22 protein-coding genes are annotated in these 24,124 nt (G+C 65.6%); 11 read left to right on the plus strand and 11 right to left on the minus strand.

Annotated features, from left to right (window positions below; genetic code table 11):
- Nucleotides 1–158 precede the first annotated feature (158 nt).
- The 5 genes from HALXA_RS09275 to HALXA_RS09295 all read right to left on the minus strand — a co-directional run bounded on the left by HALXA_RS09275 (nt 159) and on the right by HALXA_RS09295 (nt 4,966).
- Nucleotides 159–1,994 (minus strand): FAD-binding protein, encoded by a 1,836-nt coding sequence (locus tag HALXA_RS09275; protein ID WP_013880082.1) that lies wholly within the window; start codon nt 1,992–1,994, stop codon nt 159–161.
- Between the two features lie 9 nt (nt 1,995–2,003).
- Nucleotides 2,004–2,885 (minus strand): succinate dehydrogenase/fumarate reductase iron-sulfur subunit, encoded by an 882-nt coding sequence (locus HALXA_RS09280; protein ID WP_013880083.1) that lies wholly within the window; start codon nt 2,883–2,885, stop codon nt 2,004–2,006.
- Between the two features lies 1 nt (nt 2,886).
- Entirely contained in the window at nt 2,887–3,252 is a 366-nt protein-coding gene (locus tag HALXA_RS09285; protein ID WP_013880084.1) for a succinate dehydrogenase, read from the minus strand.
- Nucleotides 3,252–3,680 carry a succinate dehydrogenase, cytochrome b556 subunit gene (gene sdhC / locus HALXA_RS09290; protein WP_013880085.1) on the minus strand — a complete coding sequence of 143 codons (429 nt, stop codon included), beginning with the start codon at nt 3,678–3,680 and terminating at the stop codon, nt 3,252–3,254. The genes HALXA_RS09285 and sdhC overlap by 1 nt, the downstream gene beginning before the upstream one ends.
- Nucleotides 3,681–3,862: 182 nt before the next feature.
- Nucleotides 3,863–4,966, minus strand: a complete 1,104-nt coding sequence (locus HALXA_RS09295) for a succinylglutamate desuccinylase/aspartoacylase family protein (RefSeq protein WP_013880086.1) — start codon at nt 4,964–4,966, stop codon at nt 3,863–3,865.
- Nucleotides 4,967–5,128: 162 nt separating this feature from the next.
- Here HALXA_RS09295 and HALXA_RS09300 point away from each other — a divergent pair, with 162 nt between their 5' ends.
- Both HALXA_RS09300 and HALXA_RS09305 read left to right on the plus strand, forming a co-directional pair.
- The gene (locus tag HALXA_RS09300) at nt 5,129–5,878 is read left to right on the plus strand and encodes a GNAT family N-acetyltransferase (protein WP_013880087.1); all 750 of its coding nucleotides are present in this window, start codon (nt 5,129–5,131) and stop codon (nt 5,876–5,878) included.
- Between the two features lie 248 nt (nt 5,879–6,126).
- Entirely contained in the window at nt 6,127–7,596 is a 1,470-nt protein-coding gene (locus tag HALXA_RS09305) for a flippase (RefSeq protein ID WP_013880088.1), read from the plus strand.
- A gap of 92 nt (nt 7,597–7,688) precedes the next feature.
- Here HALXA_RS09305 and HALXA_RS09310 read toward each other — a convergent pair whose 3' ends face one another.
- Nucleotides 7,689–8,156, minus strand: coding sequence for a hypothetical protein (locus HALXA_RS09310; RefSeq protein WP_148263636.1), 468 nt, complete (start codon nt 8,154–8,156; stop codon nt 7,689–7,691).
- Between the two features lie 171 nt (nt 8,157–8,327).
- Here HALXA_RS09310 and HALXA_RS09315 point away from each other — a divergent pair, with 171 nt between their 5' ends.
- From HALXA_RS09315 to katG, 4 genes are all read left to right on the plus strand, one after another.
- Nucleotides 8,328–9,152 carry a manganese catalase family protein gene (locus HALXA_RS09315; protein ID WP_013880090.1) on the plus strand — a complete coding sequence of 275 codons (825 nt, stop codon included), beginning with the start codon at nt 8,328–8,330 and terminating at the stop codon, nt 9,150–9,152.
- 240 nt (nt 9,153–9,392) lie between these two features.
- Nucleotides 9,393–10,739, plus strand: a complete 1,347-nt coding sequence (locus tag HALXA_RS09320; protein WP_013880091.1) for a RimK family alpha-L-glutamate ligase — start codon at nt 9,393–9,395, stop codon at nt 10,737–10,739.
- Nucleotides 10,740–10,800: 61 nt separating this feature from the next.
- Complete coding sequence (locus tag HALXA_RS09325; protein ID WP_013880092.1) at nt 10,801–11,058, plus strand: PRC-barrel domain-containing protein; 258 nt, start codon at nt 10,801–10,803, stop codon at nt 11,056–11,058.
- Nucleotides 11,059–11,432: 374 nt separating this feature from the next.
- Nucleotides 11,433–13,571, plus strand: a complete 2,139-nt coding sequence (gene katG, locus HALXA_RS09330) for a catalase/peroxidase HPI (RefSeq protein WP_013880093.1) — start codon at nt 11,433–11,435, stop codon at nt 13,569–13,571.
- Nucleotides 13,572–13,770: 199 nt separating this feature from the next.
- Here the strand turns inward: katG and HALXA_RS09335 are convergent, their stop codons facing one another.
- From HALXA_RS09335 to HALXA_RS09350, 4 genes are all read right to left on the minus strand, one after another.
- Nucleotides 13,771–15,141 carry a hypothetical protein gene (locus tag HALXA_RS09335; RefSeq protein WP_013880094.1) on the minus strand — a complete coding sequence of 457 codons (1,371 nt, stop codon included), beginning with the start codon at nt 15,139–15,141 and terminating at the stop codon, nt 13,771–13,773.
- A gap of 317 nt (nt 15,142–15,458) precedes the next feature.
- On the minus strand, nt 15,459–16,070 hold the full coding sequence (locus HALXA_RS09340) for a DNA-3-methyladenine glycosylase family protein (RefSeq protein WP_013880095.1): 612 nt from the start codon (nt 16,068–16,070) through the stop codon (nt 15,459–15,461).
- A gap of 152 nt (nt 16,071–16,222) precedes the next feature.
- A complete protein-coding gene (locus HALXA_RS09345) occupies nt 16,223–16,849 on the minus strand; it encodes a hypothetical protein (protein WP_013880096.1) in 627 nt (208 codons plus the stop codon).
- A complete protein-coding gene (locus tag HALXA_RS09350; RefSeq protein ID WP_013880097.1) occupies nt 16,849–17,490 on the minus strand; it encodes a hypothetical protein in 642 nt (213 codons plus the stop codon). The genes HALXA_RS09345 and HALXA_RS09350 overlap by 1 nt, the downstream gene beginning before the upstream one ends.
- Nucleotides 17,491–17,605: 115 nt before the next feature.
- Here HALXA_RS09350 and HALXA_RS09355 point away from each other — a divergent pair, with 115 nt between their 5' ends.
- Nucleotides 17,606–18,208, plus strand: a complete 603-nt coding sequence (locus tag HALXA_RS09355) for a metal-dependent hydrolase (protein ID WP_013880098.1) — start codon at nt 17,606–17,608, stop codon at nt 18,206–18,208.
- Between the two features lie 159 nt (nt 18,209–18,367).
- Nucleotides 18,368–18,841, plus strand: a complete 474-nt coding sequence (locus HALXA_RS09360) for a hypothetical protein (RefSeq protein ID WP_013880099.1) — start codon at nt 18,368–18,370, stop codon at nt 18,839–18,841.
- Between the two features lie 457 nt (nt 18,842–19,298).
- Here HALXA_RS09360 and HALXA_RS09365 read toward each other — a convergent pair whose 3' ends face one another.
- Complete coding sequence (locus HALXA_RS09365; protein WP_013880100.1) at nt 19,299–20,450, minus strand: acyl-CoA dehydrogenase family protein; 1,152 nt, start codon at nt 20,448–20,450, stop codon at nt 19,299–19,301.
- A 116-nt stretch (nt 20,451–20,566) separates the two neighbouring features.
- Here HALXA_RS09365 and HALXA_RS09370 point away from each other — a divergent pair, with 116 nt between their 5' ends.
- The 3 genes from HALXA_RS09370 to HALXA_RS09380 all read left to right on the plus strand — a co-directional run bounded on the left by HALXA_RS09370 (nt 20,567) and on the right by HALXA_RS09380 (nt 24,079).
- Complete coding sequence (locus HALXA_RS09370) at nt 20,567–22,540, plus strand: 3-hydroxyacyl-CoA dehydrogenase/enoyl-CoA hydratase family protein (RefSeq protein WP_013880101.1); 1,974 nt, start codon at nt 20,567–20,569, stop codon at nt 22,538–22,540.
- Between the two features lie 240 nt (nt 22,541–22,780).
- A complete protein-coding gene (locus HALXA_RS09375; RefSeq protein WP_013880102.1) occupies nt 22,781–23,353 on the plus strand; it encodes a HalX domain-containing protein in 573 nt (190 codons plus the stop codon).
- Nucleotides 23,354–23,647: 294 nt separating this feature from the next.
- The gene (locus HALXA_RS09380; protein ID WP_013880103.1) at nt 23,648–24,079 is read left to right on the plus strand and encodes an SPW repeat domain-containing protein; all 432 of its coding nucleotides are present in this window, start codon (nt 23,648–23,650) and stop codon (nt 24,077–24,079) included.
- Nucleotides 24,080–24,124 lie beyond the last annotated feature (45 nt).

A 24,124-nucleotide genomic window follows, 5' to 3' on the forward strand; every position in this document is an offset into this window, starting at 1 on the left:
ACTGCACGAGAGTCGATACGGGACGAAAGGGCTACCGGTCTCGAGCGATCGGCACGCGAGCGGTCGAAGCGAACCGGCGAGAGTCAGTCGGGTACTGGCCGCCGATCAGTGTTCAAACCCGAAAACGAATTCCGGTTCCGAAGCGAGACCCTGCGGCGTCAGTAACTGCGCTCTTTGGGCTCGTAGGTCTTGTTCTCGCCCTCGAGGATGACCGGACGGAAGAAGATGTCCGGGTCGCCCTCGTTCCAGGAGATCAGCGTGTGCTTGAGCCACTCGTCGTCCTTGCGCTCCTGGTGTTCCTTGCGCCAGTGGGCGCCGCGGAACTCGTCGCGGACCAGGGCGCCCAGCGCGATCGTCTCGGCGACGTCGATCAGGTTGCGCGTCTCGTAGGTCTGCTGGAGGTCCGTGTTGAACGTGCGCGAGGGGTCGTCGACGTAGACGTTCTGGTATTCCTCGCGGCACTCGCGGATGATCTTCAGCGCCTTCTTGACGCCTTCCTCGGTGCGGAAGACGTTGACGTAGTCGGTCATCGCCTGCTGAAGCTTCGCGCGGATCTCGGAGTGCTGAACGCCGCTGTCGCGGTCCATCAGGCGGTCGACGCGCTCGCGCTCGCGCTCGACGGCACGCTCGAGCATGCCTTCCGCGTCTGCCGTGACGCCGCCGTCGGCCGCGACGCCGCTTGCCGTATCGAGGCCGGCGCTGCCGGGCTGGACCGGCAGTTCGGTGTCGTCGTCTTCGACGTCGTCGCCGTAGCCGGTGCGGATCTCGGGCGCGCCGAGATCCTCGCCGGCGGCGTGTTGGCCAGCGCGCTTGCCGAAGACGATGAGTTCGGGCAGGGCGTTGCCGCCTAAGCGATTCCCGCCGTGAACGGAGACGCAGGCGCACTCGCCGGCCGCGTAGAGGCCGTTGACGCAGGTCTGGCCGTTCTCGTCGACCTCGATGCCGCCCATCGCATAGTGCTGGCCGGGCTTGACCGGCATCGGCTCGACGAGGCCGTCGACGCCCTCGAAGTCCTCCGCGAGGTGGAGGATGTTCTCGAGGCGGTCCATGATGCGGTCCTCGCCGAGGTGGCGCATGTCGAGGTGGACGTACTCGTCCTCGATCCCGCGGCCCTCGCCGACCTCGGTGAGTTCGGCGCGGGCGACGACGTCGCGGGAGGCGAGCTCGCCGGAGTTGTTCGCGTAGCCGTACTCGAACATGAACCGCTCGCCCTCGCTGTTGTAGAGGATGCCACCCTCGCCGCGGACGCCCTCGGAGATCAGGACGCCGGTCGAGGGGAGGGAGGTCGGGTGGAACTGGATGAACTCCATGTCCTCGAGGGGCGCGCCCGCTCGGTAGGCCATCGCGTGGCCGTCGCCGGTACAGGAGACGGCGTTGGTGGTGTGGTCGAAGGCCTGGCCGGGACCCCCGGTCGCGAGGACGACGCCGTTGTTCGCCTTGAACCCTTCAATCGTACCGGACTGGACGTCGTAGCCGACGACGCCGTGGCACTCGCGGTCCTTGGGGTCGTCCTCGTCGGTCGTGACGAGGTTCATCACGTACCACTCGTCGTAGACCTGAATGCCCCGCTTGACGACCTGCTCGTACATCGTGTGCAGCAGGTGGTGGCCGGTCTCGGCGCCGGCGTAGGTGGTGCGGGGGTAGGAGAGGCCGCCGAACGGCCGCTGAGAGACGCGTCCGTCCTCTTCACGGGAAAACGGCATTCCCCAGTGTTCGAGGTTCATCGTCTCCTCGGGGGCGTTCTTGGCGAGGGTCTCGACCGCCGGAGCGTCGCCCAGGTAGTCCGACCCCTTCATCGTGTCGTAGGCGTGGAGCTCCCAGTCGTCGCCCTCCTGGAGTGCGGCGTTGATGCCCCCTTCGGCCGCGCCGGTGTGGCTGCGGACCGGGTGGAGCTTCGAGACGATTGCCGTGTCGGCTCCCGCCTCGTGCGCTGCGATCGCGGCTCGGAGGCCGGCGCCGCCCGCGCCGACCACGATGACGTCGTGTTCGTACATAGATTAGGGTTACCAGAACTTCAGGTTCTTCTTGACTGCTTCCCGCTTGAGCTCCTGAATGTGCTCGGTCAGCGGAATGTCCTTCGGGCACACCTCGGTACAGGAGAACTGGGTCTGGCACCGCCAGACGCCGTGTTCCTGCTCGAGAATGCGGAGTCGGTGCTCCTTGATCTCCTCGCTTTCGCGGTCGTCCATCGCGAACTTGTAGGCCTTGTTGATCGCCGCCGGGCCGAGGTACTCGTTGTCGCCGGCCGCGATGTTACACGAGGACATGCAGGCGCCACACCAGATACACCGCGAGGACATCTTGATCTTCTCGCGGTTCTCCGGGCTCTGGCGCTGCTCCTCGAGTTCGCTCGAGTCGGGGGTATCCTCGTCCTGGAAGTACGGCTCGACCGCGTGCATCTGGTCGTAGAAGTGGTCCATGTCGACGACCAGGTCCTTGACGACCTCCTGGTGGGGTAGCGGCTCGATGCGAACCGGCTGTTCGAGGTCGGAGATCTGGGTCTTGCAGCCGAGTCGCTGCTTCCCGTTGACGAAGAAGGCGTCGGAGCCACAGACCGCCTGCCGACAGGAGTGTCGGAAGGTCAGCGAGGAGTCGAACTCGTCGCGGGCGTACATGACCGCGTCGAGGACGGTCATCCCCTTCTCGAAGGGGACGTGGAAGTCGTCGAACCGGGGTTCCTGCTTCGCCGCGACTTCGGGGTCGTAGCGGAAGACCTTGATGTGGACGGTCTCGCCCGCGGCTTCGGCCTCCTTCTCGGCGTGCTCGTCGACCATCCCCTCCTGTTTTTCTCGGAGTCGCTCCTGCTGGGGCGACTCGGCCCCCTTCATGTCGGGGTCTTGCGGTACTTCCTGGCTCTCGGGTTCCTGTTGTTGTTGCGTACTCATGTTAGATCCACCCCGCCATAGCGACTGCGACGTAGACTCCCTGCGCGATCAGTGCGCCGCCAGCGATGACAAGGACTGCGAGCACTACTTTCTTCCGGGTGCCCTCGAGTCCCTGGTTGATCAGGGCGTTGTAGACGCCGTTGACGCCGTGGAACGCGGCCGTGATCAGGAACAGCACCATCGTCAGGAAGTAGCCGACGTTCTGCATGCGCGCTTGCGTGCCCATGAAGGTCACCTCCGCGGCGTGGGTGACGAAGTGCAGTTGGAAGAAGTGGAAGGCGAGCACGACGACCAGAAACGCCGCCGTGATCCGCTGGAGCAACCAGCGGGTTCCGCCGGGCGCGAACGAGGAATACCGTTCCGCCATCAGAAACCCACCCCCGAAAGGAAGGTCGGCACGCTCGCGACGGTGATCGCGCCGGTCAGGACCAGCGACGCGTAGAAGCTCCGATCCTGCGCTTCGAGTCCGATACCCAGGTCGACCATCAGCAGGCGGAGGCCGTTCAAGATGTGGAAGACGGCGACCGCCAGCAGGCCGACCTCGAGAACGCGGACGATGAACAGTTCCTCGAGGCCCTGAATCGTCGTCGTGTAGACGTCCGTTTCGGCTTGAATCATCGATGCATCACCGCTCGCTGCGCCGATCGCCGTACTCAGCACGGCGATGTGGGTGAACAGGTAGCCGATCAGCATCCACCCGGTGAACTTGTGGAAGATCCACGCCCACATGCCGGCCGAGAACTCCTTCCACCGACCGAAGTCCTCGATGAGACCGCGATTGTAAGACTGACTCATGCGCTCATGTGGACGGTTTGACCGCGGGGGTATAGAACTTACTTTTATCTCCTCGTTCGCCGGTTTCCGACGCTCAAGAACGTTCGAAAAACGACCCGTTTTATCCACGTTTCCCGAACGCGTTCGATCGAGCCTTGCCGGATGTTCGCTACACGTTCGTGGCTGCAACCGAGTCCCTCGTGTTACCGCAGTTCAGACTGCGACCGCTCGGCCGTGTGCTCGCGCTCGAGCGCCGTCCGGGTGTCCGGCGAGAGCCCCACCAGATGACAGAGGGGGTTCCCCGGGTAGACGACCGGGTTCTCGAGGACGCCGACGACGAGCCCGGTGAAGGGCGCTTCGACGGTGACGATGTCTTCCTCTTCCTTGAACGGGTTCGTGATGGTACAGATCACGTCGCCTTCCCTGACGAGTTCGCCGCGGCCGTGTTTCATGTCGACGATGCCGCCGGCGTCGGCGCGGATCCAGGTCTTCTCGTCGTCGTCGTCGATGACGGTCCGCCAGCCGGGCCAGTGGACCGACGACTCCTGGTGCAGGCCGAACTCGGCGAGGACGCTCGCGACGCCGGTCAACGCGCGGTCGATCAGACTCCGCTGGAAGCGGTGTGCCTCGCCCATCTCGACGGTGATCGTCGGAACGTCGGCGTCGGTCGCCTCGCGCCGGAGCGTTCCCGACGGCCCCTCGCCCGCGATGATGACGTTCGAACTGAACGCCTTGGCGAGTCTCGAGACCTGCGGGTCGGCCATGTTCGCTCGGACGTGGAGCATGTTGGTCCGGCCCCGCGTGGAGGTGTGAAAGTCGATCCCGATGTCGCAGGGTTCGATGAAGTTCGTGAAGATCTGGTTGGCCATCCGTCTGGCGCTGGTCGATCCCTCGCGGCCGGGGAACGAGCGGTTCAGGTCCCGGTCGTAGATCGGCAGGTACCGCTCCTGGGCGAGAAAGCCGGGGACGTTCATCACGGGGAGACAGACCAGCGTCCCGTGGAGTTCGGAATGGTCCCAGTCGTGGGCGACCTCGCGGACGACCTCGATCCCGTTGAGTTCGTCGCCGTGGGCCGCCGCGGAGAGAAAGACCGTCGGGCCGGGGTGTTCGCCGTTGACGATCGTCACCGGAATGCGGACGGGATCGCCGAGGTACGTTTCGCTGATGCCGTACCGGATGTTCGCGGACTCGCCGGGGTCGATCCGGCCGCCGTTATAGGTGAACGCGTCGTTCTCGGTCGCGTCGGAATCGACGGGCTGGTCGGGTGGCTCGTCCGTTCCCTCGTCCCGTGCGACGTCGTCGCTCATACACCGGTCTCGAGTGGCACTAATGTGAATCTTGTCTTGTTAGTTCCGGACCCGTCCTCGCGCGGTATCGGTCCCATAACAGTCCGGATTTCCTGACGGAATCGCGGGAACATAGCTCTCCGCGGGGCATACGTTTTGTACGATGATGTGGTAACTCTCCGCATGGAGATCCGCACCGCCACCGACGACGACGTCGACGCCATCCGCTCGATCGCCCACCAGTCGCTCAGTTCCACCTACACGGACTTCCTCGGCGAGGAAACGGTCGAGTCGGCGATCGATCAATGGTACGGCGACGGCTTCGGCGACGAACTCGAGGACGATCACGCGGTCGTCCTCGTGGTCGAACGAGACGGCGAGATCGCCGGTTTCTCCCAGAGCGATCTGGTCGGCCAGCAGTACGGCAGCGGCCGGATCCTCTGGCTGCACGTCCGTCCCGACCACCGGGGCAGCGGGACGGGCGTTCGATTGCTCGTCCGGACCCGGGAGACGCTCATCGACGAGGGCGCCGATCACGTGGAGGGGTTCGTCCTCGCCGATAACGCGGGCGGCAACGAGTTCTACCGGGAGCACGGCTTCGAGCAGGCCGGCCAGCGCGAGGTCGAGATCGGCGACGAAACGTTTACCGAGAACGTCTACGTCGAGGGCGACCTCGAGGACGAGGGGTGGGGCGCGATCGACGAACTCGAGATCGACGGCGAGACGGTCTACGTGAGCTACGGCGAGGCGGCGCGGGGTTCGCGCTCGCCGTTCTACAGCGCCTACCGGGACGACGACCGCAAGGAACTGTACGCGTGGCTGTGTGGCAATTGCGACTCGATCGACAACACGATGGACACGATGGGGCGCATCGAGTGTAACGTCTGCGGGAATCGCCGGAAGGCGACGCGGTGGGACGCCTCGTACCTCTAGTCGTCCGCCGATCGCTGCGATCCGCCCCTCGCGGTACCGCGGCGCCTGAACCGCGACTGCGCGGGACTGTACGACCCCGTTTCACCGTCGGTACGAGAGTCTTTCGACGGTTAGTTCGCACTAGCCCCGCGCTTCGGACGGAGTTGGCACTCCATTACAATTGCCGGATTCCGCTATTGGGTGAATGAGTCATCACCGGACTTCGGGCAGCGGTTGGGTCCGGACTCTCTCGCCTCTCAGTTCGTCCTATGAGCACGCAGCAGGATCACATCGTCCGCGGGTTCAAAGCAACGCTCGTCGCTCGAGCAGTCTACATGCTCTCGAGCGCACTCCTGATGCTCGTCCTCGCCCGGTTTCTCCTCGACCCGCAGGGGTACGGGGACCTCTACTGGGCGATCAGTATCCTCGCGATCGTCCAGCTGTTCGCCGACGTCGGGCTGGGCAAGTCGGCGGCGCGGTACATCTCCGAGTACAACGAGAAGGATCCGGGCCAGATCCCGCACCTGCTCCGGTCGACGATGGTCTACAAGCTCGTCGTCGTCTCGGTCGTCGCGTACGCCCTGTTGCTCTTCCACGACGAACTCGCGAGCATGCTGGGCGAGCCGAGCGCGGCGCCGTTCCTCGCGGCGGGCGTGCTCTACGTCGTCGTCAAATCGTTCCAGACGTTCGCCCAGATCTCCTTTCAGGGGTTCAACGAACTCGGCTACAGCGCGGCCGTGCAGGCGATCGGCGGCGCGACGCGGCTCGTCTTCGCCGTCGGCTTCGTCCTGGCGGGATTCGGCGCGCTGGGCGCGCTGTTCGGCTACATCGTCGGCTACGCGCTGGCCGGCGCATTCGGACTAGCGATCCTCTATTTCAAGTTCTACCGCGAGTACGACACCGCGGAGATCTACGAGGAGGGACTGTCGAAACGGCTGCTCAAGTACAGCGTTCCGCTGACCGCGACGCGGAGCGCCAACGTCGTCGACAAGCAGATCGACACCTTCCTCGTGGGCGTCTTCCTCTCGTCGACGGCCGTCGGCTTCTACACGCTCGGCAAGCAGATCACCGACTTCGTGCTCGCGCCCGCGGAGTCGCTCGGCTTCACCATCTCGCCGAACTTCGGCGAGTACAAGGCCAACGACGAACTCGAGGAGGCCCGGCGGATCTACGAATCGTCGCTGACGAACACGCTGTTGCTCTACGTGCCCGCGGCGGCCGGCCTCGCGATCGTCGCCGACCCGTTCATCTCGCTGGCGTTCCCGAGCTACGAGGGGGCGATCCCCGTCCTGCAGGCGCTGACGGCGTTTATCGTCCTGCAGGCGATCACGAACCTCACGAGCGACAGTTTGGACTACCTCGGCCGGGCGCAAGCCCGGGCGGTCGCGAAGGGCGGGACGGCCGCGGCTAACTTCGGGCTGAACCTCGTGCTCATCCCGGCGATGGGCGTCGTCGGCGCCGCGATCGCGACGGTGCTCACCCACTCCGTCTACGTGGCGGTGAACCTCTACGTGGTCCACAGCGAGCTCTCGCTGCGCGTTCGCCACCTCGCTCGCACGATGGGGCTGATCTTCGGCATCACCGGCGTTATGGCGATCGCAGTGTTGATCGTGACGCCGATGGTCTCGAGTTTCCCGATGCTCATCGCCGCGATCGCGCTCGGCGCCGCGACGTGGGCGGTGCTCGCCGTCGCGAGCGGGCTGGTCGATCCGGGAGAAGTGCGCTCGGTGCTCGGATAACGCTTGCTCACAGCGATCGGCGGCTCGGCGAGAGACGGGTGAAAACCGAGTCGATGGCGACTTGTCGCCGATATCGACCGTCGTTTGCTTCCCTAGTCGCCCTCGAGAACGGTCGCTTCGACGCCGATCAGGTTCGACGCCGACGCCGGCGCGCCGTTCGTGCGCTCGAGGGAGACGGTTCGCCCCTGCAGGGACGATGGTGTTCCGTCGTCGTTCTCGTTCTCGTTTCCGTTCCCGTCCTCGCCCTCCTCGGCGAACAGAAAGCCGCGGAACGACCGCGCGTGGCCGTACTCGAGGACGTGCGTCTGGTATCCCGAGAGGCGTTCGGGAAGCCACTCGAGGTCCGTCTCGACGATCGCCGCCCGTGAGGCGGGCGCGTAGTGGTAGGGGAACATCGCTCCGCGGAGGGCGGTCGTCGACTCCTCGTGCTGTGCGTCGGTCTCGGCGGCGCCGACCGCGTGCGAGCCGCCGACTACGGCGCCGGTCGCCGCGAGCGCACCGGTCGCGAGCACGCGTCGTCTCGAGGGACCAGTTCGTGCTGTGGATTCGTCACCGGTCATCGAAATCAGTGCAGGCTACGGACCACTACCGACGAGAAAAACCTTGGTTACGATCGATCTGAGGGTCTCGAGAACGTCTTTTTCGGCCTCGAGTATTTCTCTTACCGATCGTAATAACAGCGTTTCCGACGGGTGAAATATTTATTTGATTCCTCGATGTCCGTGGAGTGGATGTTCTTCCAAGAACCCGAGCTACAGTACGAGGTTACCGTCGAAGACCCCGACCCGCACTTCGCGAAGCTACTCCAGCAGGCGATCGGCGGCCAAGAGGGCGAGATGCGCGTTGCGCTGCAGTACATGTTCCAAGCGTGGGCGCTGCCCGAGGAGTTCGAAGCCTATCGGAACCTGCTGATGGAGACCGCAGCCGAGGAACTCGGCCACATCGAAATGCTCGCGTCGGCCGTGACGAAGAACCTTCGCGGGTCGCCCAAGGAGATGCGCGAGGAGACCGAGGAGACCGCCGCCGTCGCCGCGGCGATGACCGGCCAGAACCCGCGCCAGTACCTCTCGTCGGGCCTCTCGGCGATGCCAGTGGATAGCAACGGCGTGCCGTTTACCGGCGCGTACATCGCCGCCTCGGGGAACCTCGCCGGCGACCTCTACGCGAACGTGATGGCCGAGGCGACCGGCCGCACGCTCGCGACCCGCCTCTGGGACTACACCGACGACCCCGGCATGAAGGACATGCTCTCCTACCTCATCGCCCGGGACACGATGCACCAGAACCAGTGGCTCGAGGCGCTCGAGTCCCTGGACGACCCGGTCCCGGTTCCCGCGAGCTTCCCGCAGGAGCAGGAGAACCAGGACGTCAACTACACGTTCATCTCGACGCGCCGCGAGGAGCAGCCGAATCCCGAGTACCCCTGGACGCAGGGCGAGGCGCCGGACGGGAACGGCACGTTCTCCTACGCCGCGGAGCAGCCGGGCGACGGGGAGGTCATCGCGCCCGACCCGGATCCGTCGACGTACAACAACCCGAACGACGTCGACGACTGATCGGTACCGGATGCGCGAGTAAGAATTGATTATCGATCGGCGCCGTTTTTCGTCGCCGATTACCGCGTCGCCCTCGTGCGGATCGCGGCAGTCGCACGGCGCCGGCCTCGAGCGCCGCACCGATCGTCGACCCCGATCGCGGTTAACCGAACCGAACTATCCGCGCGTGCTCCGGTCGGCGCCGTCACTCGTTGCGATCCACTATTAATACTTATCCACGCGGTCGCCGTCTAGAAACGTATGGACGTCGACGATCCCGTCACGGTGGGGGTACTGAGTTTACACACGAGCAAGGAGACGAAAGCGATTCTCAACGCGGTCGAAGACCTCGGCCACGACACCGAGTGGCTCCGGACCGAAAACACGTCCATCAGCGTCACCGACGGCAGCGTCGTCCTCGAGCCGTCGGTCGACGTCATCGCGAACCGAATGCTGCTGTCGAACACCGAACAGCCCGCCGAGGAGCTCGGACTGGCGAACACGTTCGCGCAGCTCGTCCCGATGCTCAACGAGCCGGCGAACGTGATGACGGCGATCCACAAGCTCTCGACGGCGACGACGTTGGCGGCCAACGACGTCCGGACGCCCGACGTCACCCTCGCGCTCAACAGCGACCAGCTGAACGCGGCCCGGAGCCGCTACGGCGAGGAGGCCGTCTACAAGACGGCGATCGGCACCCACGGCGGCGGCACCTGGAAGGTCGGGCCCGACGACCCGGTCAACCCGAAGGTCGGCAACCGGTACGCGTTCCTGCAGGAACTGATCGACCGCGACGACGCCCGCCACCGCGACGTCCGCGTCTACGTCGTCGACGGCGAGATCATCGCCGCGATGTACCGCTACGCGCCGGACAACGACTGGCGGACCAACGTCGCGCTCGGCGGCAGCGTCGAGGACGCGACCGAGGACCTTCCCGAGGAGGCCCGCGACATGGCCCGCCGCGCGGCCGACGCCGTCGGCCTCGACTACGCCGGCGTCGACTTAGTCGAGGGCGACGAGGGCTGGTTCGTCCTCGAGGTCAATCCGACCGCGGGGTTCAAGGGGCTCTACCAGGCGACGCAGGTCAGTCCCGCACCGTACATCGCCAAACTGGCGATCGAACGCGCCGGCGGCGAGGTGGATGAGGACCGCGTGCGCGACATCTCGAACGTGCTCGACGACTCGCGGCCGACGGCGCAGCCGGTCGAGTCGATCTCGGAGGACACGGAGCCGGCGGTGATCGGCTACACCGAGGAGGTGGTCCTCTCGGGGACCAGCGGGTCGAAATCGGTCGTCGCCAAGTCCGACACCGGCGCGACGCGGACGAGCATCGACACCGGCCTCGCCGCGGACATCGGCGCCGGCCCGATCAAGTCCATCACCCGGATCCGCTCGGGCAGCAGCAAGCAGTCCCGGAGCCGACCCGTCGTCGACGTCGTCGTCGGCGTCGGCGGCAACCAGCACACCGTGACGGCAAGCGTCGAGGACCGCAGCCACATGGACTACCCCGTCATCCTCGGCCGGGACATCCTCGAGAACTACCAGGTCGACGTGAGCCGCCGCATCGACGGCGAGGCGCCCGATACGCCCGAAGAGGAAGAAGAGTAGCTGCCCTTCTTGCCCGCGACTACCGGTTAATTTATTGATCGTTTCGTCGAACAGGGATACGATGACGACGGTCCTCGCATCCACGCTCTCCGGCAAGCCCGTGTTGAGCACGAACGGCGAAAAACTCGGGACGATCGAGAACATCACGATGAACCTCGCGTCCGGCGAACTCGAGGACGTGTTCGTCGCGCCCGCGAAGGAAGTTCCGACCGCCACCGCCCGCGCGTTCGAGACGACTGACGACGGCACGCTGATCGTGCCCGCAGGATGCATGCGCGACGTCGACGATTATCTGTTAATCGAGCGGCCCGATCGATAGCCACGCGTTCGACGGGCGGCGGGTATTCCCGTCTCGAGAGTCACCATCAAAACACCGGTAGCCGCTCGCACGTCCCCGTCGCGTATCCGCCGGTGCCGAACGATAAAGTTGATCCCTCCGTCTCGCCCCCGGGAGAGTAGCGGACGCGACGCCGTCTCTGCCGCACGTTTGGCGGCGCTCGAGCGACGGCCGATAGCACTATCAGTGAGATTCGTTTGCAGTATCGGAAACAATATGGGGCGAAACGTGAACTGGAAGTTGCGATCGGTACACCTATTATTATCGAATCCCATCTTCCGTTCGTAGCAAGAATCCATGGCAGACGAGTATTCGGAACGCAGCGTGTATGGCGGTATTACTGAGGTGACTCGACAATGACTGAGTTCGAACGCAAGCGCAACCACGAGTGGTGGCCGAACAAGCTGAACCTGGAGGTCCTCGACCAGAACGCCGAGGACGTCGGCCCCTACGACGACGACTTCGACTACGCTGAGGAGTTCCAGAAGCTCGACCTCGAGGAGGTGAAGGCGGACCTGAAGGACCTGATGACGACCTCGCAGGACTGGTGGCCGGCCGACTACGGCCACTACGGGCCGCTTTTCATCCGCATGGCCTGGCACAGCGCCGGTACCTACCGCACCACCGACGGCCGCGGCGGCGCCTCGGGCGGCAACCAGCGCTTCGCGCCGCTCAACAGTTGGCCCGACAACGGGAACCTCGACAAGGCCCGCCGACTGCTGGAACCGATCAAGCAGAAGTACGGCCGCAAGCTCTCCTGGGCCGACCTGATCGTCCTGGCCGGGAACACGGCCCTCGAGTCGATGGGCATGCAGACGCTCGGCTGGGCCGGCGGCCGCGAGGACGAGTTCGAGCCCGACGAGGCCGTCTACTGGGGTCCCGAGGACGAGTGGGAAGCCCCGCAGCACGACCGCGTCGACGAGGACGGCGAGCTCGCGGAGCCGCTCGGCGCCACCGTGATGGGGCTCATCTACGTGGACCCCGAGGGGCCGAACGGCGACCCCGACCCGATGAAGTCCGCGGACCGCATCCGCCAGGCGTTCGGCCGCATGGCGATGAGCGACGAGGAAACCGCCGCCCTCATCGCCGGCGGACACACGTTCGGGAAGGCCCACGGCGCCACCGACGACGACATGGGTCCCGAGCCCGAAGCGGCCCCCATCGAGGACCAGGGTCTCGGCTGGACCGACTCCGGCAAGGGTTCCGAGACGACCACCAGCGGCATCGAGGGCGCCTGGAACGCCTGGCCGACGATGTGGGACACCTCCTACCTCGACAACCTGCTCGACTACGAGTGGGAGTTGACCGAGAGCCCCGCCGGCGCGAAGCAGTGGCAGCCGGTCGAGGAGGAGGCCTACGACACCGTCCCGGACGCCCACGATCCCTCGGAGAAGCACGCCCCGATGATGATGACGACGGACGTCGCGCTCAAGCGGGATCCGGAGTTCCGAGAGATCATCGAGAACTTCCGCGACAACCCGCCGGCGTTCCTCGACGCGTTCGCGCGGGCGTGGTACAAGCTGATCCACCGCGACATGGGCCCGCCGGAGCGGTTCCTCGGCCCGGACGTGCCCGAGGAAACCTTCGTCTGGCAGGACCCCGTCCCGGACGCCGACTACGAACTGATCGGCGACGAGGAAGCCGAGCAGCTCAAGGCGGAGATCCTCGAGACGGAACTCTCCGTCTCGCAGCTGGCCAAGACCGCCTGGGCGGCGGCCTCGACCTACCGCGACAGCGACAAGCGCGGCGGCGCCAACGGCGCCCGCATCCGCCTCGAGCCCCAGCGTAGCTGGGAGGTCAACGAGCCGGCGGAGCTCGAGACCGTCCTCGAGACGCTCGAAGAGGTCCAAGAGGAGTTCAACGGGTCGCGCTCCGACGACGTGCGCGTCTCGCTGGCCGACCTCATCGTGCTGGGCGGCTACGCGGCCGTCGAACAGGCCGCGGCCGACGCCGGCTACGACGTCGAGATTCCGTTCGAGCCCGGCCGCACCGACGCCACGCAGGACCAGACCGACGAGGAGTCCTTCGAGGCGCTCAAGCCGGAGATCGACGGGTTCCGCAACTACTTCGGCGGCGACTACAACGAGCCGCCGGAGGACCTGCTGGTCGACCACGCCGACCTGCTGGACCTGACGGCCTCGGAGATGACCGTTCTGGTCGGCGGCCTGCGCGCGCTGGGCGCGAACTATCAGGACTCCGATCTCGGCGTCTTCACCGACGAGCCGGAGACCCTGTCCAACGACTTCTTCGTCAACCTGCTCTCGATGGACTACGAGTGGGAGCAGGCCTCGGAGGGCGAGGAAGTCTACGAACTGATCGACCGCGAGACCGGCGAGGTCGAGTGGACCGGCTCCCGTGTCGACCTCCTGTTCGGCTCGAACTCCCGACTTCGAGCCATCGCGGACGTCTACGCGGCCGAGGAAGAGAAGTTCGTCGAGGACTTCGTCGACGCGTGGCGCAAGGTCATGACCAACGACCGCTTCGACCTCGAGTGATCGAGGTCGAGTAACCGCTGACTCGCGGCGCCCCCGCGGCGCCGTTGCGGCGGTTCCGACGGGCTCGAGCCCGTCACGGTCCGCGCTCGCTCACGCGCCGGTTTCGACGCGTTCGGATCGAAACCGGTCGAACTGACTGTGTCATCGCCTGGGACTGAGACCGACTCCGAACGCGACTGACGCGTCGATTCGCGACCGCTCAGTCGCCGCGGATGACGATCTCGTCGTCCGTGACCTCTTTTATCTGCGCCGGTTCGACCGGATACTCGTCCTCGTCCTCGTTGCCCCAGCCGAGGCGCGCCTTGAGTCGGTCGGCGAGGCCGGGTTCCGGATCGATGTAGACGGTATCGGCCTGGATCCGCGAGGCGATCCCGATCTCCTGGCCCGACTCGTCGACGACGACTTTCCCCTGATCGTCCTTGCTGACGGAGACGGACGAATCCGCTTGCGTCGGTTCGGCTTCGGCATCGGTCGTCGCGTCGCTTCCCATCCCGGACTCCGATTCGACCGTCGGTCCGCTTTCCACGGGCGACTCGGATTCGGCCGTCGCCTCGTCGTCCCGCGTCGTCACTTCGGTCTCCGTCGCGGCGGCCCCGCTGCGCTCCTCGGCCGTGATCGACTCGTACTCCTCCACGTCGATGATCTCCCCTTCGATGATGTCGCTGCCGACCACTTCGGATTCGACGAGGTCCGTCTCCTCGAGCGTGAACTGCTGTCGGGTCCGCTCGTGGATCTCCTCTTCGACCGTTCGGCGCTCGATGAGTTCGCTCCGGACGGTGTCGCCCTCGCCGCGCTTGCTCTCGATTACCTCGCGCTCGATGACCTCCTCGGGCGCGATGTCCGCCTGCACGACGTTGCTCTCCAAAATGGAGCGCTGGACGCTCTCGAGTTCGATTCCGGTCTCGATCTCGTCGCTCTCGAGTTCCTCGTCGCTCTCGAGGTCGACGTCGACGACCTCGCTCTCGACGGTGTAACGTTCGATCTCCTCGATCGTATCGAGGCGGGTCTCGTCGGTCGTCACCTCGATCATATCGGCCGTGACGAACTCGGTCTCGGCGATGTCGCGGCTCAACAGTTCGGAGTCGACGACCTGCCGATCGGCGAGTTCGGTGTCGACGACCTCGCTCTCGATCGTGTCCCGCTCGACGACCTCGCGCTCGATGACCTGCGTTTCGACGATCTCGGTCGTTACGGTCTCGCCCTGCCGGAGCTGGTCCTCGAGTTCGTCCCGGCCGAGGTCGGCGCGGTTGAAGGCCTCGTCGCGCTCGAGGAGGTCGAACCTGCCGAGTCCCCCGGTCTCAGTCCCCATCGCTTCCTCGTCTTCGTAGACGAAGACCAGATCCCGGTTGGTGAACGTCTCCTCGAACTCGTCCCAGGTGTGCTCCTCGTGTTCGTCGTCGACGTCCTCCCGGCGAGCGAACGTGTGGCCGTGGCCCTCGCCGCCGCGGGTCGAGACGGGGACGGCGTCGCGCTCCTCGGCCCACTCCCGAATGCGGTCCGGATCGGTGGTCATGCGTCGCTGCGACGGCGTCTCGCTGGATTCCGTGGAGTCGGACAGATCGTTTGCCATCGACGGCACTGCAGTCGATCAGCACTTGAGTCGACGGGGCCGTCTCTCCGTTCAGTCCGGGATTTCTCCCGTCGTACGGTCGGCTCGAGACGAACGGAATCGTAATCGGCGATTGATGCGGTTGCCGGCGGCGTGCTGTCGCGCTCGCAGCGCCGTCGTTGACGAACAGTGTGCGATTACCGCCTTGCGAACGACGGGAGCGCCGCTCGAGGCCGCTCGGACGATAGCGGGAAGGTGGGGCGAGACGGTGGGCGAGACGGAAACCCAATACAACGGGTCGACAAGCGGAGCGCTGCACTCGGTTTCGGGCCCCGCCGCTACAGAACGGCGGGCGACTCCGCCTCGTACTCCGCCCAGATGTACCGCGTCGCGACGCTGCGGTAGGGCCGCCAGGCCTCGGCGATCTCGCGCATCTCCGCGGGGGTCATCTCGTCCGGCTCGCCGTCGCCGTACAACTGCTCGATACCGCGGCGAACGGCGAGGTCGCCCAGCGGGAGGACGTCCGGGCGCTCGAGGACGAACAGGAGGTACATGTTCGCGGTCCACTCGCCGATGCCCTTGATCTCGGTGAGGAGATCGATCACCTCCTCGTCGGAGTAGTCGGCCAGCGCGTCCCGGGTGTAGTCGTTTTCCTGAAACGCTCGCGCGGCGTTTCGCATGTACTCGATCTTGCTGCGCGAGAGGCCGGCATCCCGGAGTGCGTCGTCCTCGGCGGCGAGGACGGTTTCGGGGGTTACCTCGCCCTCGAGGAGTTCGAACACGCGCTCGCGGACGGCCATCGCGCTCGCGGTCGAGAGCTGTTGGTTGATGATCGAGATGCAGAGCCGCTCGTACTCGCTCCAGTCGGGTTCGACGTACGGCTCGTGGGCCTCGATCAGTCGTTCCATGATGGGATCGCGTCGCAGGACGGGTTCGGCGTCAGTTAGCATGCTCGACATGTTCCGGTCGGATACCGGAATACGGGACTGCGAGGGGAAAGGCGTCTCGGTTGTCGATTTCGGGTGTCGACTAGCAGTTGCCGGCTAGCGGCCGTCGATCGCCACCCTCGAGACTGAACGACGCGAGCGACGAACCGAGCGGACTACTCGACGTGAAGCAGACTCGTTCTGACGGTTTCGGCGACGCCCAGCAGATGCGCCTGGCCGAACACGGCGACGACGAGGGCGCCGAGCCCGTTGAACAACAGGTCCCGTACCGTGTCGTCGAGTCCGTGCTGGGCGAGCGGCATCGTCATCCCCGTCGTATCGGCGACGATATCCAGCCCGAACTCGAACAGCTCCCAGACCACGGCGAACGCGAGCACGACGACGAGGATGTAGACGAACGCGAACCGCCGCGGGATGGTGATCTCGTCGCTGTGGAGTTCGATCGCTCGGGCGACCGTGTAGCCGGCTCCGGCCACCAGCGAGGCCGACATCGCGTGGGTGAGGTGGTCCCACCACTCGATACGGCCGTACATCCCCGCGGATCCCGCAGTGTGGAGGAACACCGCCACCGTGATCCACAGGCCGAGCCACGGATCGAGCGGCAGTCCGTAGTTGCGCTCGAGCACCGCGGGGACGAACGTGACCACCAGTGCGAGGCTCCCGTTGCTGATCGCCTTCGGCTGGCCGGCGAGGAGGCCGTAGGCGACGATCCCGACGAGAACGAGCTGCAACAATCTGGTCAGCCGACGCTGGTTGCGGTCCGACGGGCGCGGCAGCGACATCAGGCGCTCACCATCCGTCGGATGGAGCGGCGAAGCCGCCTGCCGCGGCGTCGGAAGTACGAATCGAACAGCACGCCCGCGACGAAGCCGGCGAGCGTCACCGACGTCCACTCGATCATCAGCTGCTCGTTCGTCGTCAGATAGGCCGTTCCGAGGCGGGCGTCCATACTCCAGCGAACCACCGTCCACGCGGCCGCCGTCGCCATCGTCGTCATCACGACCAGGGCCACGGCGAACCAGTGGGTGAGCCGCAGCGCGGTGAACATGTGGAGTTCGACGGTGACCAGCAGCGCGACGCCGGCGATCGCGAGATACGTGGCGAACGTGCCGACCTCGCCGCCGTACAGGCCGCGAACGAGAATCGGGAGGAGTGCGACGACCAGCAGTTCCCACGGGAGCATCACCCGCCAGTCCCGGGCCGCGCCCGGCGGCAGCAGTACGACGACTCCCGTCGCGGCGACGAAAACGAGCCAGTGGGCGTCGAACTCGAGCAGGCTTTCGACGAGTACCGCCGAAAGAACCCCGACGAGCAGCCACGAGAGGACCGCGTTCGTTCGGCCGTTTCGAAACAGTTGCGCGAGGAGGTCGTCCGGGTCGACGAGTCGGCGTTCCTCGCGCGAGGGTTCTCCGCCGTCAGTCATAGCGAATTATCAAACGCCGTTAAAATAAATGGCGGGGATAGGTGGTCGTCCGCCTCGATCCCGAACGGCGGCGAGAAGCGGCGGGCTTATCGTCTACAGTCACGACGAGTGATGTATGATGCTCCCGACGCACGCGATCGTGGGCCTGGCGATAGCCGCGCCGCTCGTCTCCGTCGCGCCCGAATTCGCGCCGGCGGCGCTCGCCGGTGCGATCGTCGGAAGCGTGCTCCCCGATCTGGACATGTACGCCGGCCACCGCCGGACGCTCCACTACCCGACGGGGTACGCGCTGCTCGCGGTGCCGGCGCTGGCCGCAGCGGCGCTGGTTCCGGCGTCCGGCTCGTTCGCCGTCGCCGCCCTGCTCGTCGGCGCCGGAGCCCACTGTCGGATGGACCGCTACGGCGGCGGCCTCGAGCTCCGACCGTGGGAAGCGACGTCGGATCGGGCCGTCTACGACCACGTCAGGGGGCGCTGGCGGGAACCGAAGCGCGTCGTCCGATACGACGGCGCGCCGGAGGACCTCGCGCTCGCCGTGCTCCTCGGGCTTCCGCTGCTCGTCGTCCTCGAGGCGCCCTTCCGCTGGCTCGTCCTCGCCGCGATCGCCGTCGGCGGCGTGTACGCCCTCCTGCGTCGCCGGCTGGCGGCGCTGGCCCCGGTCGCCTTCGGGTACGTTCCACCTGCATTTCGGCACTACGTTCCGGACCGATATCGATCGTGACGAGGGCGTCCGAACGCGATTCGACCTCGAGGGATAGGCTCGCGGGATGACCGTCGGCGGGGAGGACGAATGCAACCGGTCGTTCATCTCGCGGTCCAAACCACTGCGTGACGGGGTCGCGACAAAGAGGTTTCTCGCTGGGACTCGTACGGTGTAGTAATGGCGCTCGTCTCGTCGACCGTGCTCGTGACCGCCCCCCGTCGACTCCGGGAATTTTGGTCGTTCTACCGGCGCTATACGACCACCGCGATACACACGGCCGCGACGGTCGCACTGGCGATCTTCGGTATCCTCGTGTTCCTCGATCCCTGGTTCGCGGCGATCGCCATCGGCAGTTACGTCGTGCCACCCGTCGTCCTGTACGCCCTCGAGTTCGAACCGCCGTCGCCCGAGGGCACCTCGAGCGCCGATCACAATCGCAACGGCGAGACGGGGGCGACTCGAGACCGAGCCGTCGAACCGGTCGCCTCAACGCCGGAGACGGGCCGCTCGAGGGGTGGCGGTTCGGACACCGACACGGATACGGATACAGATTCGGACGACGGCGATACGGATTCGGATAGTGATAGCGACGACGGTGACACGGACTCCGACAGCGATGACGGCGATACCGACTCTGACTCGGATTCGTGACGGACGACCGGCCGGGAGCATGCTCGGCGGAATTCGTCGAGCATGCAACACGGGGAAGGGCAGGCCCTCACACCGCTACTGACCGCGAGCGACCGGTGCGCGGCGCGACGCGCCGCGGAAAGACGAATAGCGCGGAACCGAAGGTTCCGCGTACCGTACGAACGGCGCGAAGCGCCGTGAGCAGACGGCCGAAGGCCGTGAGTCAGGGAGCGAGCGGGCCGACGACCGATGTGGAGGACGCTACGCGTCCGGAACGGAGGGAGGAGTGTCTTCGTGAGCGGAGCGAACGAAGGCTCGGAAGTCGCAGCACGCGAACGGAGTGAGCAGGAACGTCTTCCGTTGCTTTTCATCAGAGCTAAGCGGAATCTTCGATTCCGCGAGGTCCGAGAGAGCGCGAAGCGCTCTCGAGATTTTGCCGAGGGCCGCCGGAGGCGGCCCGCAGCGCAAAAGTTCGTCTCTAGAAACCTTTCCCGAGCATTTCCCGCGCAATAACGTTCTTCTGGATCTCCGTCGTCCCCTCGTAGATCTGGGTGATCTTGGCGTCTCGGTAGAACCGCTCGACGGGGAAGTCGTCCACGTAGCCGGCGCCGCCGTGGATCTGGACGGCCTCGTCCGCGACGTCGACCGCGACGCGGGAGGCGTACTCCTTGGCCATCGAGGCGAGTTTCGTGATGTCCTCACCCTGGTCGACGTTCCAGGCGGCCTTGTAGGTCAGGTTGCGCGCCGCTTCGGTGTCGGTCGCCATCTCCGCGAGTTTGTGCTGGATCGCCTGGAACTCCGAGATGGACTTGCCGAACTGCTCGCGGTCCTGGGCGTACTCGAGGGCCGCGCGGGTGGCACCCTTCGCGATGCCGACGCCCTGGGCGGCGACGGCGACGCGGGTTTCGTCGAAGAACTGCATTTGCTGCATGAAGGCGGCGTCGCGCGTGCCGATGAGGTTCTCCTCGGGGACGCGGACGTCGTCGAAGACGAGTTCGGCGGTGTCGGAGGCGCGGATGCCGAGTTTGCCGGAGATTTTCTCGGCCTCGAAGCCGTCGCGGTCGGATTCGACGACGATCTGGCTGAAGCCGTTGTACCGACCCTCGGCGTCGGGGTCGGTCTTACAGAGGACGACGAAGAAGTCGCCGACGGAGCCGTTGGTGATCCACATCTTGTTTCCGTTGATGACCCACTCGTCGCCGTCCTTCTCCGCGCGCGTCGAAACGGAGGAGACGTCCGAACCGGTGTCGGGTTCCGAAATCGCCGCGCCCGAGATCTTCTCGCCGGCCGCGACCGGCTCGAGGAAGCGTTCCTTCTGGTCTTCGGTGCCGAAGTTCATGATCGCCTCGCAGCCGAAGGAAGTCGAGACGATCGAGAGGGCGATGCCGGGATCGTACGAGAACAGTTCCTCGGTGATGATCGCGGTGTCTAAGATCGAGTAGCCGGCGCCGCCGTACTCCATCGGGATGTGCGCGCCGGTCAGTCCCATCTCGGCGGCCTCGTCGACGATGTCGCGGGGGAACTTCTCCTCGCGGTCGTACTCCGCGGCGTGGGGGACGATTTCGTTTTCCGCGAACCGCTGGATTTCTTCTCGGATCTGCCGTTGTTCGTCCGTGAGACCGAACTCCATGGGTCAGTCTGTCTATGGCGATCGATAAAGATCTTTGTAACCAGACATAAACCTAAACATAGTTTTTCCAACGAAGTGGGGAAACGTTCAAACGACTCCCCATCGCATGAGTGTCCATGGAGCTGGAAGATATCAACACCGTCGCAGTTCTCGGCGCAGGGAATATGGGCCACGGCATCGCGGAGGTCGCCGCGATGGCCGGCTACGACGTGACGATGCGAGACATCAAAGAGGAGTTCGTCCAGAACGGCTACGAGCAGATCGAGTGGTCGCTAAACAAGCTCGCGGAGAAAGACCAGCTTTCACAGGACGAAGCGGACGCCGCCCTCGAGCGCGTGACGCCGCTGGTCGACATGGCGGAGGCCGTCGCGGACGCCGACGTCGTCATCGAGGCCGTCCCGGAGCAGATGGAGATCAAGAAGGACGTCTATCAGGAACTCGAGGAACACGCCAACGACGAGGCGATTTTCGCGACGAACACCTCGAGCCTCTCGATCACGGAACTGGCCGAGGTGACCGAGCGCCCCGAGCGGTTCTGCGGTATGCACTTCTTCAACCCGCCGGTCCGGATGGACCTCGTCGAGGTGATCACCGGCGCCGAGACGGCCGAGGAAACGCTCGAGACGATCGAAGAACTGGCAGAGGACTTCGGGAAGACGCCGGTCCGCGTCCACAAGGACTCGCCCGGGTTCATCGTGAACCGCATTCTCGTGCCGCTGATGAACGAGGCCTGCTGGCTCGTCAGCGAGGACGAGGCGACGATCGCCGAGGTCGACTCGACGACGAAGTACGGGATGGGGCTCCCGATGGGTTCCTTCGAGTTGGGCGATCAGGTCGGCAACGACGTCAGCTATCACGTCTTAGACTACATGCACGAGGTGCTCGGCGCGGCCTACGAGCCGGCACCGCTGCTCGAGGAGAAGGTCGAAAACGAGGAGCTCGGCAAGAAAACCGGCAAGGGGTTCTACGACTACGAGAACGGCGGCGTCGACATTCCGACCGACGAGCAGTCCGAGCTCGTCGAGCGGCGGCTGCTGGCGACGATGGCTAACGAGGCCGCGAAGCTGATCGGCGGCGACGTCGCGCCGCCCGAATCGATCGACGAGGCCGTCCAACTCGGCGCCGGGTTCCCCGACGGCCCCGTGAAGCTCGTCGACGACTACGGCCTCGAAACGCTCCACGAGACGCTCGAGGACGCCTACGAGGAGACGGGCCACGAGCGCTACGCGCCGGCCGACTACCTCGCCGAGCGCGCCGAGGCGGGCGGCTTCTACGAGTCCGACGGCGAGGCCGGCGACGGCGAAACCGAGTTCGAAACGATCCGCGTCGAGTACCCGGCCGACTACGTCGGCCACATCGTCCTCGACCGACCCCACCGGATGAACACGATCAGCAACGAGTTGCTCGCGGAACTGTCGGAGGCGATCGACCTGCTCGAGGACGACGACGAGGTCCGCGCAATCTTGCTGACCGGCGAGGGCGACCGCGCGTTCTCCGCCGGCGCCGACGTTCAGAGCATGGCCGCCGGCGCCGACCCGCTCGACGCGCAGGAACTCTCCCGGACGGGCCAGCAGACCTTCGGCAAGCTCGAGGCCTGCGACGTGCCGGTCGTCGCCGGCGTCGACGGCTACTGTCTCGGCGGCGGGATGGAACTGGCGACCTGCGCGGACCTGCGGGTCGCCAGCGAGCGCTCGGAGTTCGGCCAGCCGGAACTCAACCTCGGCCTGCTGCCGGGCTGGGGCGGCACCCAGCGGCTCAAGCACATCGTCGGTGAGGGCCGGGCGAAGGAGATCATCCTCACCGCCGAGCGGTTCGACGCCGAGACGATGGCCGAGTACGGCTTCGTCAACGACGTCGTCGAGAACGACGCCCTCGAGGCGGAGGCGCTCGAGTTGGCGAGCGATCTGGCCGGCGGCCCGCCGATCGCCCAGCAGTTCACGAAGCGCGCGATGTTGACCGGCCGCGACGATACCGAAGCGGGCCTCGAGTACGAGGCGTCGGCGTTCGGCCACTTGATGGCGACCGACGACCTCATGGAGGGCATCACCGCCTTCATGGGGGACGGAGAGCCGGAGTTCGAGGGGAAGTGAGGCGACCGTCGTAAGGAAGGGAACCGGCGTTCGAAGGGACCTGAGGTCGCCGGCGGACGAGACCGCTGCGACCGGGACACCGTCCGGTCGGGAACGTCCCTCGAGCGGATGATTTCGTCGTTTTGGCGATAACGGTTGTTCAATTGTCACTTGGTCGCGAGATTTATCACCCAGAGGTGCCATGCATGACGCGTGGCTGCAATCGATGATGGGTGATGAAGGGAACGGAGGGGTCAGCCGATGAGTGAGGGGACGGAGGTGCTCGTCGTCGACGACGAGTCCCGCCTCGCCGACCTGTTCGCCGCGTGGCTGCAGTCCGATTGGGCCGTCGAGACCGCCTACGACGGCGAGCAAGCCCTCGAGAAGATCTCCGACTCCGTCGAGGTCGTCCTCCTGGACCGGCGGATGCCCGGCCTCTCGGGCGACGAGGTCCTCGAGCGGCTCCGCGAGGAGGGGTACGACTGCCGCGTCGTCATGGTCACGGCGGTCGATCCGGACTTCGATATCATCGAGATGGGGTTCGACGACTACCTCGTCAAACCGGTCTCGAAGGACGAACTCCTCGAGATGGTCGACGACGTCTCCGGCCGCTCCGACTACGAGTCGGCGATCCAGGAGTACTACGCGCTCGTCTCCAAGAAGGCCCTGCTCGAGTCCGAGAAAGCGGAGCGAGAACTCGAAGACAACGCGGAGTACCGGGAACTCTGCGACCGCGTCAACGACCTCGAGCAGGCGGTCGACGAGACGGTGACGAGCATGTCCTCCCACGACGAGTTCGTCGGCGCGTTTCAGGACCTCCAGACCGAGAACTGAGCCGGTCGGTGCAGGTCTCCGATTCCAACCCGGCGCCCCAGTTTCCATTACCCAGTTACGGATTCTCCCATCTCCGCACGTAGTTGCGGCCGGCAGCGCCGCGTAGTCCGTCCGTATTGCCGTTCTCGAGTCGGAGTGATCGGATAGTCGGTCCGAGTTCGACCGGCGGTTCGATCCGATTACCTCGAAACACCGGAGATGACCGTCAGTTGTCGGTGACAATTAGCGCCGACTGTTTCCCGACAGGTGCAGGCACGTTCGTTTTCGCCCGTCGAGAGCTACCACAAATGTAGCATGAGTGATGCAACAACCAATACGGCGGCCGATCGGAACCGGAACGCGTTGAACACGGACACGATGCAGTGGCTGAGCGCCCTCATCGCGCTGATCGGGTTGTACCTCGTCGCCTCGCCGTTCATCCTCGAGTCGACGGACGCGGCGACCTGGAACGACACGCTCGTCGGGACGGGCATCTTCCTGCTCGCCGGCTACAACTTCTACCGGCTGTCGAAGGACCGGCTGGCGAACGTCGGCGCCGCGGGCCTGACCGTCCTGCTCGGGCTGTGGGCCCTCATCTCGCCCGCCGTCATCGAGATGGGAAGCAACGAGCTCGCGACGGGCACGGCGATCTCCGGGCTGGCGGTGGCGCTCCTCGCGATGTACAGCGCCTACGCGAACAACAAGGCGGACGTCCCCGCACGGGCCCGAACCCGCACTCGTGGCTAACGCGGCCCGTTCGGGAGTCGCTCTTTCTATTAGTGCGTCGGGTAT

Source organism: Halopiger xanaduensis SH-6, from assembly GCF_000217715.1.
GTDB lineage: Archaea > Halobacteriota > Halobacteria > Halobacteriales > Natrialbaceae > Halopiger > Halopiger xanaduensis.